The following is a 12534-nucleotide window of genomic DNA, read 5'->3' on the forward strand; positions in this document are numbered from 1 at the left end:
GAACCCGTCACACCGCGCCCGCGAAATGGGCCACCAGCCTGCCGAGGCCGACCGAATTCGAACCCTTGACCAGCACCGCATCGCCGCCGGTCAGCCCGTATTCGGCCAAAGCTGCGATCGCTTCGGCAGGATTGTCGCAATGGGCGAAGCTCAGTCCCCCGGCAAGCGCGCCGGCGGCACCTTTCCCCAAGGCACTGGCGAGCGCGCGCATCTCCTCTCCCACCAGGATCGCGTAATCGACCCTGGCTTCGGCCAGCGGCTCGGCCAGCTGCGCGTGGAAACGCGGCGCAAAATCGCCCAGTTCCTTCATGCTCCCCAGCACCGCCACGCGGCGGGTCGCGGGCGTTTGCCCCAGCTGGTGCAGTGTCGCGCGCATCGAAGCGGGATTGGCGTTGTAACTTTCGTCGATCAGCAGCGCATGGCCGCCGGGCGCTGTGATCCGATGGCGCGCCCCGCGCCCTTTCAGCCCGCCCATTTCGCCCAGCGCGAGGCCTGCCGCCGCGAGGTCGCCACCCGCCGCGCGCACCGCCGCCATCACCGCGAGCGAATTGGCGATCCAGTGTTCGCCCGGCTCGGCCACCGAATAGCAGAGACGCGTATCGCCCATGTCAGCCGTGACCAGCGAGCCGCCATTGGCCGCCGGGATCGCATCGAGCAGCCGCACATCGGCGTGCGCGGCGCGGCCAAACAGCACGATTTTCGCGCCGGCCGCGCGGGCATGGGCGCACAGCCGTTCGCAATGCGGGCTGTCGGCAGGGATAATCGCAGTGCCGCCGGGCATCAGCCCGCCGAACACTTCCGCCTTGGCATCGGCGATCGCTTCCTCGCTGCCGAGGTTCTCGATATGCGCCGGGGCGATAGTGGTGACGACCGCCACCTGCGGGCGGACCTGCTGCGCCAGTGCGGCGAGTTCGCCGGCATGGTTCATGCCCATCTCGAACACGCCGAAGCGCGCGCGCGCCGGCATCCGCGCCAGGCTGAGCGGGACGCCGACATGGTTGTTATAGCTGCGGACAGACCGGTGCGCCTGCCCGCGGCTCGCCCGGTCGAGCGCGGCGAAAATCGCCTCCTTCACCCCGGTCTTGCCGACCGAGCCGGTCACCGCGATCCGCACCGCGCTGGCGCGGTCACGCGCGGCGGCGGCGAGCGCGTGCAGCGCGGCGGTGGTGTCGGCGACGAGCACGTGCGGCCCGGCCACCGGCCGTTCGACCAGCGCAGCGGCCGCGCCGCGGGCGAAGGCTGTCTCGACGAAGCGGTGCCCGTCCATCGCCTCTCCTTTCAAGGCGACGAACAGATCGCCGGGGCGCACATCGCGCGAATCCATTTCGACGCCCGCGCACTGGAAATCGCCGCTGGCGGTGCCGCCGGTGGCTGCGGCGATCGCGGCGGCATCCCACAAAGCGAGGCCGAGCGCATCGCGCGGTTCGCGCGGCCACTGGATCAGCGCGCTCGACACCGCATTGGAAAGCGCCGGCGGGCTCATCGCGCGGCCTCTTCGCGGGCGACGGCGACATCATCGAACGGCAATATGCGCATCTGCTCTCCCGCGCCGACGATCTGGCCCTGTTCGTGGCCCTTGCCGGCAATCAATACGATGTCTTTTGCCCCGGCCTCGGCAATGGCGGCGGCGATCGCGGCATGGCGGTCGGCCACTTCGCGCGCACCCGGCGCGCCCGCCAGCACGGCGGCGCGGATCGCGGCGGGATCCTCGCCGCGCGGATTATCGTCGGTGACGATAACCAGATCGGACCCGGCCTGGGCGGCCGCGCCCATCGGCGCGCGCTTGCCATGATCGCGGTCGCCACCTGCGCCCAGCACGGTAATCAGGCGCCCGGCGCAATGCGGGCGCAGCGCAGCAATCGCCGCCTCGATCGCATCGGGCGTATGCGCGTAATCGACATAGACCGGCGCGCCAGCCGGCGTGATCACTGCGCGTTCGAGCCGCCCGCGCACCGGCTGCAAGCGGCCGAGCGCGTCGAACACTGCGCCAGCGCTGGTGCCGGTGGCCAGCGCCAGCCCGGCGGCGACCAGCGCATTGGCGGCCTGATAGGCGCCGATCAGCGGCAGCTTGACCGTGCGCTCTTCTCCCTGCCAGCCAAGGCGCAATTCCTGGCCCAATTGGGTGGGTGTGCGAGCGAGGAGCACGAGGCGCTGGTCGCCGCTATCGGCAGGCCGCGCAGACCCATGCTCCTCGCCCACGAGCATCACGCGCAGACCCCTCAGGCGCGCCCGCTCGATCATCCGGGCCGACCATGCGTCGCCCGCATCCCACACCACGAATGCCGCGCCCGGCGCCAGCACCTCGTCGACCAGCCGCGCCTTGGCGGCGAAATAGTCGTCCATGTCGGCATGGTAATCGAGGTGGTCGCGGCTGAGATTGGTGAAGGCGCCGGCGGCAACCTCCAGCCCTTCATTGCGGAACTGGGCGAGGCCGTGGCTTGACGCCTCATAGGCGACATGGGTGACGCCTTCGCGCGCGAGGCCCGCCATATTGGCGAGGAAGGTGACGATGTCGGGCGTGGTCAGCCCGGTCGAAATGCTCTCGTCGGGCGTGGTTACGCCGAGCGTGCCGATGCTCGCCGCGCGCTCGCCCGCCATGCGCCAGATCTGCCGGACCATCTCGACGGTGGAGGTCTTGCCGTTGGTGCCGGTGACCGCGACGATGGTAGCGGGGACAGGTGTGAAGAAGCGCGCTGCGAGCCGGGCAAAGGCGCGGCGCGGCTGCGGGTCGGCAATGTGCGCGGCGCCGGCCACCGGAGCCTCCGCGCGGGCGACCACGGCCACGGCGCCAGCGGCGATGGCGGCGGGGATGAAGTCCTCGCCATTGACCGTGCTGCCGATAAAAGCGCCGAACACGGTGCCGGGCGCGACCTTGCGGTGGTCAATGGCAAAGCCGGTGACCTCGGCGCCAGCATCGGCGCCGGCGGGCAGCGCCAGCCCGGCCTGATCGAGCAGACGGGCGAGCCTCACTTGGCGCCCCCGACCAGCGGCTTCAGGTCGCTGATATCGACGTCGCGCGTATCGTCGGGCCGCACGCCGAGGATCGGGCCGATGCGCGGCACCAGCCGGCCGACCACCGGCGCCGCGTTCCATGCCGCCGTGCGCTGGAAGGAGGACGCGGTGGTGCCCTGCGGTTCGTCGAGCATGGCGATGATGACATAGCGCGGCCGGTCCATCGGGAAGGCAGCGGCGAAGGTCGAGACCAGCGAGCTCTTGCGATAGCCGCCCGCGCCCGGCTTTTCCGCCGAGCCGGTCTTGCCGCCCACGCGGTAACCCGGCGCATCGGCATTGCGGCCGGTGCCGTACAGCGCGATCATCCGCAGCAATTGCCGCATCCTTGACGAGGTGCTGGCCTTGAACACGCGGCGGCCCTTGGCGGCCTTGCCCGGTTCGACCTTGCGCAAGGTCGCCGGGCGCCAGATCCCGCCATTGACCATCGCCGCATAGGCCGAGGCAAGGTGCAGCGGAGTGACGGCGATACCGTGCCCATAACCGACCGTCATCGCCTGAAGCCGCGCCCAGTTCTTGCCCGGCCACAGCGGAAAGCCGCGCGCCGGCAGTTCGATATAGGGGCGTTCATTCATGCCCATGTCGATCATCGCCTGCCGCATCCGCACCGGGCCAAGCTCGTCGGCGATGCGCGCGGTGACCGTGTTCGACGAATGGATCAGCATCTGCGGCACGTTGAGCGAGGCGCCCAGCGGGTGGCTGTCCTTGATCGTGAAGCGCCCGGCGACGACCGGGGCGGCATTGTAATGCTTGCCGAAATTGCGCACCACGCCGGCATCGATCGCGGCGGCAATGGTCAAAGGCTTGAAGGTGGAGCCGAGTTCATAGACCTGGTTGGTCACCCGGTTGAACATCAGCGCCTGACCTTCGCTGTCGATCCGGTTGGGGTCGAATTCCGGCAGCGAGGCGAGCGCCAGCACCTCGCCCGTATCGACATCGAGCACGATCCCGGCCGCCCCGACCGCATTGGTCGACAGCATCCCGCGGCGCAGTTCATCCTCGAGCGCGCCCTGCACCCGCGTATCGAGCGAGAGCGCCACCGGGGTGCCGCGCGTCGCCGGGTCGGTCAGCTGCTTGTCGAGGACCGCCTCCATCCCGACGCGGCCATGATCGTCGGCCGCGACATAGCCGAGGACGTGCGCCGCCATCCGCCCTTGCGGATAATGGCGATCGTTTTCTTGCGGCATCTCGAGCGCCAGTTCGCCGATCGCCTGCACCTCGTTGGCATCTTCGGGCAGCACGCGGCGGCGCAGATAGCCGGGCCGGCCCGAAGCCAGCCGCTGGGCCAACGCGGCCTGATCGAGGTCGGGGAAGATCGCCGCCAGCTCGGCCGCCACCTGGCGCGGCCCCTTGACCAGCGGGTCGCCGCTGTCACCGAGCGCCTTGGGATTGAACCACAAGGCATAGGCCGGGAAGGCGCGGGCCAGCGGCACGCCGTTGCGGTCGGTAATCTCGCCGCGCGGGGGCAGCAGCGCATCTTCGAGCGTGGTGGTGCGCGCGGCATGATCGGTGAGGCCGAACCAGAAAATCCGCAACAGCGCGGCGAGCGCCACCAGCGCGAAGATGCCGGCGATCAGCAGCACCCGGATCCGCGCGGTTTCGAGCGAACGGCGGCTCAGGGTGACAATCCGTCCGCGCCCGCTTGACAGCGCCTGGCTGGCAGTCAGCACGGTCATTGCTGAACCTCGGCCAGCGCCTGCCCGATCTGCGGCATCGCCAGCCGCTCGGCCAGCGGCGCCATATCGCCGGCATCGTCGGCATCATCCTCCGGCGGGCTGACAGGCTTGCCGGTGATCGGCGAAACCATCGCCGCCGGCGCGCCCGCCTCGCCTGCATCGGGCGCACGAGCAACGCGGATCGGCGACGGCGCACCGATCGCGCGCGGCGTGCCGAGCGCGGCAAGCTGGCGTTCGCTTTCGAGATATTGATCGGCGCGCGGCGCCTCGTAACCAAATTCGAGCGCGTTCCAGCTGGCCAGCTGCTGCTGGTTGGCGCGGGTCTCGACCTCGGTTTCGAGCAGCAGCTTCTCGCGCTCGAGCTGGATGATCCGCCGCTCGGCCAGGCGCACCTCGCTCTTCACCGCGTTGACCCGAAAGGTCAGCGCGACAAAGCCGGCGAGGCAGATGGCAAGGATCACCACCCAGCCGATCTGGCGCAGGCGGCTGCCGGCGGCGATCATGCGGCCTCCCGCGCCGGGGCGGCGGTGCGGCGCGCATGGCGCAGGGTGGAGGAACGCGCCCGCGGGTTGCGCGCCAGTTCCGCTTCGCCCGGCCGGATGGCGCGCGAAATCGCGGTGAAGCGGGCCGGCTCGGCATGGGTTTCGGGCAGATAGCGCGAGCCGCCGCGCGCCCCGGCCGCGCCCTGTAGGAACCGCTTGACGATGCGGTCCTCGAGGCTGTGGAAGCTGACCACCGCCAGCCGCCCGCCTTCGCCGAGCAGGGTTTCGGCCGCGTGCAGCCCCTCGCCCAGCTCGTCGAGCTCTCCGTTCACATGGATGCGGATCGCCTGAAAGCTGCGGGTTGCCGGATCTTTCGGCGCGCCGGGGCGATAACCGAGCGCTTTCCTGACCACGCGGGCAAGCTCGCCGGTGGTGGTCAGCGGGCGCGCGGCGACGATCGCGCGGGCGACGCGGCGCGACTGGCGCTCCTCGCCAAAATTATAGAGCACATCGGCAATCTCGGCCTCGGGCGCCTCATTGACGAAATCCGCCGCGCTGGGGCCGGCCTTGCTCATTCGCATGTCGAGCGGGCCGTCGAGCGAGAAGGCAAAGCCGCGTTCTGCCTGATCGAGCTGCATCGAGGAAACGCCGATATCCATCACCACGCCATCGACGCGGGCGATCCCGGCTTCGGCCAGAGCGGCGACCATCTCGGAAAAACGGCGCGGGTGGAGCACGAGGCGCGGGGCGCTGGACGACGCCTCGGGCCAGGCGCTGCCGGCGGCGATCGCATCGGGGTCGCGATCGAAGGCATGGACGATTGCCCCCGCATCCAGCAGCGCGCGCGTATATCCACCCGCGCCGAACGTCGCATCGACGATTACATCGCCCGGTTGCGGGTCGAGCGCGGCGAGCACCTCATCCAGGAGGACAGGGATGTGCGGCGCGGTCACGTCTTGCGGGTCCTGGTCGATTGTTCCTGTGCCAGGCTGGCACAGGCGGCCTGCGCGCTTTCCCACCCATCGCCCATCTTTGCCAGTTCGGCCGGGTTCCAGATTGTGAAAAACCGCCCGGCGCCCTGAAAATACAGGCCGTCCGCAATCCGGCCCAGTTGCGCCAGATAATCAGGCATCACGAACCGCCCGCTTTCGTCGAACGGCACCTGCTCGAAACCATACAGCGCCAGCGAACGCGCATCGCGGTCGAAATCGCGGCCCAGCTCGATCGCCAGCCGCTCTTCGCGGTCCAGTTGCTGCTCAAGCTCAGGGAGGCGCGACAGGCCGAAGCCCACCAGACACGGCCAACGATCATGCTTGGCAAGGCACAGGATGCGCCCGTCGGAACTGTCGCGCACTGCCTTGCGGAACGCGGGCGGCAGCACGAACCGGCCTTTGTCGCCCACCGGCGAAAAGGCCTGTCCGTTATATGCAACCTGAAGTGAACCTGCCACTTCGCCCCAATCCCCCAACCGGCCGCAGCCACGCTCATCACGTCGGAAACGCCTCCCACGCAGCCGCCCGCGCGTGCGAGCAACCCCGCGCTGAAACGAACCAGCGCGCGACGGAGAATCCCTGTCCGATGGGACATGGATGTATCGCGGGCGCTTGCGGGATGGAAGGGAAAATTACGGGAAACTAGGGGATTAAACGGTAAATCCTTGATTCATCTATGGTACCGGGAAAGTGCAGTGGGAGTTCGCCGAGGCGGAAAGCCGGCTCCCCGCCCTAACCTCGCCAGCAAAATCAACCATTTGCCTGAGTTCAAACCGCAGTTAGCGACCCTTTCCCGTGCCATCCCCGGTCTCACCGGGTTTCGCCGGCAAATGCCCGCCGGGCAACCGCGCGCAAGGCGGCGGCGCGGCGTTCATCACCGCGTTCGCCATCGACCAGCGCTGCATCAGCAAGGATGGTCGCGCGCCCCCGCCCGATGGTGCATTCGGCCAGCACCGCGTCGGCGGCGAGGCGACAGCTCGCCGGCGCATCGGCCTCGGTGGGGACCAGCCGCCATTGGCCCGCAAGTTCCACCGGCAGCGGGCCGGCCGGCGTTTCGAGCCAGCGTTCTTCGGTGCTGTCCTCCTCGGCAAAGGTGAGTTCGAGCCCCCAGCGGGCGAGGATCGGCGAAAGCAGCGCGACATCCTGCGGGCGGCGGCGATCGCCGATGCCGAATTCGCTATGGCCGGTCAGCCATGGGTCGGCCAGCAACAGCAGGCGCCCGCCGCCGCGCACCCACGCATCGAGCGCGACATTCTCCTCGCCGGTCAGCGCGCGCGGCTGGGCGAGCAACAGGAAACGCAACGGCGCAAGGCTGGCCGCGTCGAGCGTGTCGAGCGGTTGCAGGCGGAAGGCTTGCTCCAGCTCGGAGCGGGCGAAATGGGGCGGCGCAGGGCTCGCCAGCGTTTGAGCGATGTCGCCGCTTTCCGACCAGTAGATCGGCAGCGTGGTCGACAGGCCGAGCAATGGCAGCGCCCCCGGCGAACGCGCCGCAGACGCGGCAGGGGCCGAAGCGTCCTCACGGGCAGGGGGCGCCGCAGGGTCGGCAGCGCGGCAGGCGGGCAGCACAGCCAGCAGCAGGGCAGCGGCCGCCGCGGCCCGCCACGGGGGCATTGTCAGCGGGCCGGTTCGGCGGCCGGAGCGGCCAACGGATCGCCCGGCGTCGACGGAGCGGTGCCAGCGCCCCCATCGTTACCGGCGCCGCCCAGCGGCAGATCGGGGACGACCCCCGTATCGGCCAGCGGATCGCCCGCCGGGGATGGGGTCGGCGCCACGGTTGCCGCCGCTTCGGGCACCGCGGCGGCATCGGCGCGGTTGGCGCGTTCCATGATTACGCTGGACAGGCTGACCAGCAGCATCACCCCGGCGAGCGCCGAAAAACCGATTTGCAGCCGTCGTTTGGCCTCGGCGCGGGCGGACGGGGCCGCCGGGTCCGTGGTGGTCGGGGCCTCCGCCACGGCCTCAGCCGGAGCGGGGGATGCATAGGGTCGCAATGCCATCGCCGCGCAATCTAGCGCAGCGCCGCGCTCAAGGCAAATCGGACCCTTGCAGCCAGCCGAACACGGGCAACTCCTTGGCCGCTAACCAGTCGGGATTGTAAAGCGTGGAGAGATAGCGGAAGCCGGTATCGCAGAGGATAGTCGCCACTCGTGCACCCGCGCCCAGTTCCTTGCCCAGCCGCACCGCGCCGGCGACATTGATGCCCGACGACAGGCCCAGGCACAGCCCTTCTTCACGCAGCAGCCGGGCGCACCAGCCCAGCCCTTCCTCGTCACTGACGCGGAATTGCGTATCGATCGGCGCGCCGTCGAGATTGCCGGTGACACGACCCTGACCGATCCCCTCGGCGACCGAACTGCCCTCGGCCTTCAACTCGCCGCAAGCATAGAAGGAATAGAGCGCCGCGCCGTGCGGGTCGGTCAGCGCGATGGTCACCTTGTCTGACCGGTCCTTGAGGCCCATCCCGACGCCGGCAATCGTCCCGCCGGTGCCGGCAGCGCAGGTAAATCCGTCGATGCGCCCGTCCATCTGCTCCCACAATTCGGCCGCCGTGCCCTCGATATGGGCGCGGCGATTGGCGATATTGTCGAACTGGTCGGCCCAAACAGCGCCCGGCGTTTCCTCGGCCAGCCGGCGCGAGGTGTGGACGAAGTGCGCCGGGTTGGCGAAGGGCGCGGGCGGCACCAGCACCAGCCGCGCGCCAAGTGCACGCAGCGTGTCCATCTTCTCGCGGCTTTGCGTCTCGGGCATGACGATGACCGTCCTGTAGCCCAGCGCGTTGCCGACCAGCGCGAGGCCGATGCCGGTATTGCCCGCCGTCCCCTCGACGATCGTGCCGCCGGGCGCGAGCGTGCCCGCCGCCTCGGCTGCGCGGACGATGGCAAGCGCCGCGCGGTCCTTCACCGAGCCGCCCGGATTGGCGAATTCGCACTTGCCCCAGATCTCGCACCCCGCCGCCTCGCTCGGCCCCTTGAGCCGCACCAGCGGGGTATTGCCGATAAGGTCGAGCGTGGCGGAAAGCGCAGGTTGGGCCATCATCGCCCCGCTTTAGGCGCGCCGCCCCATGCGGGCAACGCAGATGCGCTTGGCCGGAAGGAACTCAGTCTTCGGGGGCGATGGTGACGCGCAACCCGTCGAGCGCGGGGGTCAGCGGCACCTGGCAGCCCAACCGCGAACTGGCCACGCGGTGATCGCTGCTTTCGAGCAGATCGTCCTCGTCCTCGCTCATCGGGTTCAGCTGATCGAGGAACGCCGGATCGACATGGACATGGCAGGTCGCGCACGAACAGCAGCCGCCGCACAGCGCCAGCAATTCGTCGAAGCCATTGTCGCGGATCGCTTCCATTACAGTCAGGCCGTCGGCCGCCTCGACAGTGGTTTCCTCGCCTGCGCGGTTGACGACGATGAGCCTTGGCATATGGCGCTGCTTTCCTGCGGTGAACTGGCGCGACCAGCCGCGCTGGCGTGCTCGCTAAAAGCTGGCAGCCGGCTTGGCAAGCGGCCTTGCGGAGAGAGTGCGTTATGGGCCTGACTGCCGAACAATTGCGCGCCGGGCTTGATGCGGTGGCGGCTTGTGAGCCAGCGGTGGCGCGGGCGCTGGGACTGGCCGGCTATCCCGCACCGCGCATCCGCGAGCCCGGCTACGCGACCTTGCTGCGCACGATTGTCGGCCAGCAGGTCAGCGTCGCCTCGGCCGCGTCGGTCTGGAACAAGCTTGAGACGCAGCTCGGCACAGGCGTCGATCCCGCGGCCCTCCTCGCCAGCACCGAGGACGAATTGCGCGCCTGCGGCCTGTCGCGGCAGAAGCAATCCTATGCCCGCAGCCTCGCGCAACTGGTGGTGGACGGGGCACTGGCCCTGGACGCGCTGCCGGCCGATGACGAGGCGGCGATTGCCGAACTGACCCGGATCAAGGGCATCGGCCGCTGGTCGGCGGAAATCTATCTGCTGTTCGCCGAAGGGCGGCCCGACATCTGGCCGGCGGGCGATCTGGCGGTGATGGAAGCGATCGGCCGCATCCTCGCTCTGCCCGCCCGGCCCGACGAGAAGGCCACCCGCGCACTGGCCGAACCCTGGCGCCCCTACCGCGGCGCGATGGCGGTCTTCGCCTGGCACTATTACCAGCACAGCGCCGCCCCGGTGTGAGGGTATGCCGCTCCACCAAACCGCGATTGCGTCCGACGACCGGCATTGCGCGGCGTGCTGTAGCGGCTACATTCGCTGATATGAGGGCCGCCATCCGAGTGGCCGCGTGAGGAGGATGATATGACCGGGTTCCCCGCCGCCGCCGCCCGCCTGTTTGCCGGGGCTGCTGCCACCGCGCTGCTTGGCGCCTGCGCCACTACCTACACCGACGGAGCCGCGATGACCGCTGCCACCACCACCAGCACCACTGCCGACACCCGCACCGCTGCCGAGCGGGTAGCGAACTTCCCGCTCATTCCGCGCAGCGTGATCTACGGCAATCCGAGCCGCTCGGGCGCGCAATTGAGCCCCGATGGGCAATGGCTGAGCTGGCTGGCGCCCAAGGATGGAGTGATGAACGTGTTCATCGCGCCGGCCGCCAACCCCACTGCCGCGCGGGCAATGACCGCCAGCACCGACCGGCCGATCCGGCAATATTTCTGGGCGCCCGATTCCAAGAGCGTACTCTACATCCAGGACAAGGGCGGGGACGAAAATTTCCTGCTCTACGGCGTCGATGTTGCCACCGGCGCGGAACGCACGCTGACCCCGTTCGAACGCAGCCGCGTCACCATAGTCGGCGCATCGAGCACGCAGCGCGACACCATCCTGGTGGGGATCAACAACCGCGACCCGCGTTATCATGACGTCTATCGGCTCAACCTCAACACCGGCGCGCTGACCGAAGTCTATCGCAATGATGCCTATGCCGGGTTCATGGCCGACGACACCCTGGCACTGCGCATGGCGATCAAGCAGAACGCGCAAGGCGGCACCGACTTCTATCCGATCGAAAACGGCCGCGTCGCCGACCAGCCGATTGCCAGCACCGGCCTTGCTGATGCGCTGACCACCAGCCCGGCGGGCTACACGTTCGACGGGCGCACGCTGTACTGGATAGACAGCCGCGAGCGGAACACCGCCGCGCTCTATGCGCTCGACACGCAGACGGGCGAGCGGCGGCTGATCGCCGAAGATGCCAAGGCCGATCTCGGCGGCACGATGCGCAACCCGCGCACCGGCGAGGTAGAGGCTTATTCGGCCTATTACCTGCGCAATCAGTGGACCGCGCTCGATCCGGCGATCAAGGCGTCGCTCGATTTCCTCGACAGCCGGCTCGAAGGGGATTTCGGCGTCGCCTCGCGAACGCTGGCCGATGACAAGTGGATCGTCGGCAACGACCCGCTGACCGCGCCGGCGAAGACCTGGCTGTACGATCGTACCGCCGGCACGCTGACCGAGCTTTATACCTCGCGCCCCGACCTCGTCGGGGCGCCGCTCCAGCCGATGCATCCGCTGGAAATCCGCGCCCGCGACGGGCTGACCCTGCCCTCCTACCTCACCCTGCCGCCGGGCAGCGACAGCAATGCGGACGGCGTGCCCGATGCGCCGGTGCCGATGGTGCTGCTGGTCCATGGCGGGCCGTGGGCGCGCGACGGCTATGGCTACAATTCGGCCCATCAATGGCTGGCCAATCGCGGCTATGCGGTGATGAGCGTCAATTTCCGCGGCTCGACCGGCTTCGGCAAGGAGTTCATCTCGGCCGGTGACCTCCAATGGGGCCGCGCGATGCATGACGATCTGATCGACGCGGTCGACTGGGCGGTTGAGCGCGGCGTGGCGCAGGCCGACAAGGTGGCGATCATGGGCGGATCCTATGGCGGCTATGCCACGCTCGCCGGGCTCACCTTTACACCCGAAAAATTCGCCTGCGGGGTCGATATTGTGGGCCCGTCGAACCTCGAAACGCTGCTGAAGACCATTCCGCCCTATTGGGAGCCGATGGTCCGCCAGTTCCACGAGCGGATGGGCAACCCCAACACGCCCGAAGGGTTGGCGATGCTGAAAGAACGCAGCCCGCTCTACAGCGCGAACCGCATCCAGCGCCCGCTGCTGATCGGCCAGGGGGCGAACGATCCGCGCGTCAATCAGGCGGAAAGTGACCAGATCGTTGCGGCGATGAAGGCCAATAACATCCCCGTCACCTATGTCCTGTTCCCCGACGAGGGCCACGGCTTTGCCAAGCCGGCGAACAATATCGCCTTCAACGCGGTGGCCGAAAACTTCCTCGCCCAATGCCTTGGCGGGCGGGCCGAGCCGGTGGGCGACACGGTGCGGGGTTCAACCGCGCAGATCGTCGAAGGGGCGAGCTACGTCCCCGGCTTGGCTGAGGCGTCGACCCGCTAAGCGCGG

General features: G+C 69.0%; 12 protein-coding genes. 2 read left to right on the top strand and 10 right to left on the bottom strand.

Annotated features, from left to right (window positions below; translation table 11 throughout):
• Nucleotides 1-7 precede the first annotated feature (7 nt).
• The 10 genes from ILT46_RS01650 to ILT46_RS01695 all read right to left on the bottom strand — a co-directional run bounded on the left by ILT46_RS01650 (nt 8) and on the right by ILT46_RS01695 (nt 9574).
• A complete protein-coding gene (locus ILT46_RS01650; RefSeq protein ID WP_199502876.1) occupies nt 8-1483 on the bottom strand; it encodes a UDP-N-acetylmuramoyl-tripeptide--D-alanyl-D-alanine ligase in 1476 nt (491 codons plus the stop codon).
• Nucleotides 1480-2970, bottom strand: a complete 1491-nt coding sequence (locus tag ILT46_RS01655; protein WP_199502877.1) for a UDP-N-acetylmuramoyl-L-alanyl-D-glutamate--2,6-diaminopimelate ligase — start codon at nt 2968-2970, stop codon at nt 1480-1482. The genes ILT46_RS01650 and ILT46_RS01655 overlap by 4 nt, the downstream gene beginning before the upstream one ends.
• Nucleotides 2967-4685: a peptidoglycan D,D-transpeptidase FtsI family protein gene (locus ILT46_RS01660; protein WP_199502878.1), complete on the bottom strand. Its 1719-nt coding sequence runs from the start codon at nt 4683-4685 to the stop codon at nt 2967-2969. The genes ILT46_RS01655 and ILT46_RS01660 overlap by 4 nt, the downstream gene beginning before the upstream one ends.
• Nucleotides 4682-5188 (bottom strand): hypothetical protein, encoded by a 507-nt coding sequence (locus ILT46_RS01665; protein WP_199502879.1) that lies wholly within the window; start codon nt 5186-5188, stop codon nt 4682-4684. The genes ILT46_RS01660 and ILT46_RS01665 overlap by 4 nt, the downstream gene beginning before the upstream one ends.
• A complete protein-coding gene (gene rsmH / locus ILT46_RS01670; protein WP_199502880.1) occupies nt 5185-6120 on the bottom strand; it encodes a 16S rRNA (cytosine(1402)-N(4))-methyltransferase RsmH in 936 nt (311 codons plus the stop codon). Before rsmH ends, ILT46_RS01665 begins: the two co-directional genes overlap by 4 nt.
• Complete coding sequence (locus ILT46_RS01675; RefSeq protein ID WP_370592283.1) at nt 6117-6569, bottom strand: division/cell wall cluster transcriptional repressor MraZ; 453 nt, start codon at nt 6567-6569, stop codon at nt 6117-6119. Before ILT46_RS01675 ends, rsmH begins: the two co-directional genes overlap by 4 nt.
• Nucleotides 6570-6969: 400 nt before the next feature.
• Nucleotides 6970-7770: a Gldg family protein gene (locus tag ILT46_RS01680; protein WP_199502882.1), complete on the bottom strand. Its 801-nt coding sequence runs from the start codon at nt 7768-7770 to the stop codon at nt 6970-6972.
• 2 nt (nt 7771-7772) lie between these two features.
• Nucleotides 7773-8114 (bottom strand): hypothetical protein, encoded by a 342-nt coding sequence (locus ILT46_RS01685; protein WP_199502883.1) that lies wholly within the window; start codon nt 8112-8114, stop codon nt 7773-7775.
• Between the two features lie 70 nt (nt 8115-8184).
• Nucleotides 8185-9192, bottom strand: a complete 1008-nt coding sequence (locus ILT46_RS01690) for a cysteine synthase A (protein ID WP_233396884.1) — start codon at nt 9190-9192, stop codon at nt 8185-8187.
• Between the two features lie 64 nt (nt 9193-9256).
• Nucleotides 9257-9574, bottom strand: a complete 318-nt coding sequence (locus tag ILT46_RS01695) for a 2Fe-2S iron-sulfur cluster-binding protein (RefSeq protein ID WP_199502885.1) — start codon at nt 9572-9574, stop codon at nt 9257-9259.
• Nucleotides 9575-9678: 104 nt separating this feature from the next.
• On the opposite strand from ILT46_RS01695, the gene ILT46_RS01700 reads away from it, so the two are divergent.
• Both ILT46_RS01700 and ILT46_RS01705 read left to right on the top strand, forming a co-directional pair.
• A complete protein-coding gene (locus ILT46_RS01700; protein ID WP_199502886.1) occupies nt 9679-10302 on the top strand; it encodes a DNA-3-methyladenine glycosylase family protein in 624 nt (207 codons plus the stop codon).
• Nucleotides 10303-10422: 120 nt separating this feature from the next.
• The gene (locus tag ILT46_RS01705) at nt 10423-12528 is read left to right on the top strand and encodes a S9 family peptidase (protein WP_233396885.1); all 2106 of its coding nucleotides are present in this window, start codon (nt 10423-10425) and stop codon (nt 12526-12528) included.
• Nucleotides 12529-12534 lie beyond the last annotated feature (6 nt).

The organism is Qipengyuania sp. YIM B01966 (genome assembly GCF_016461955.1).
Lineage (GTDB): Bacteria > Pseudomonadota > Alphaproteobacteria > Sphingomonadales > Sphingomonadaceae > QFOP01.

Bases quoted from the DNA above. Each gene is read 5' to 3' on its own strand.
- ILT46_RS01700 (WP_199502886.1), top strand. From the start codon at position 9,679: ATGGGCCTGACTGCCGAACAATTGCGCGCCGGGCTTGATGCGGTGGCG.
- ILT46_RS01660 (WP_199502878.1), bottom strand. From the start codon at position 4,685: ATGACCGTGCTGACTGCCAGCCAGGCGCTGTCAAGCGGGCGCGGACGG.
- ILT46_RS01705 (WP_233396885.1), top strand. From the start codon at position 10,423: ATGACCGGGTTCCCCGCCGCCGCCGCCCGCCTGTTTGCCGGGGCTGCT.
- ILT46_RS01680 (WP_199502882.1), bottom strand. From the start codon at position 7,770: ATGCCCCCGTGGCGGGCCGCGGCGGCCGCTGCCCTGCTGCTGGCTGTG.
- ILT46_RS01690 (WP_233396884.1), bottom strand. From the start codon at position 9,192: ATGGCCCAACCTGCGCTTTCCGCCACGCTCGACCTTATCGGCAATACC.
- ILT46_RS01650 (WP_199502876.1), bottom strand. From the start codon at position 1,483: ATGAGCCCGCCGGCGCTTTCCAATGCGGTGTCGAGCGCGCTGATCCAG.
- ILT46_RS01695 (WP_199502885.1), bottom strand. From the start codon at position 9,574: ATGCCAAGGCTCATCGTCGTCAACCGCGCAGGCGAGGAAACCACTGTC.
- ILT46_RS01665 (WP_199502879.1), bottom strand. From the start codon at position 5,188: ATGATCGCCGCCGGCAGCCGCCTGCGCCAGATCGGCTGGGTGGTGATC.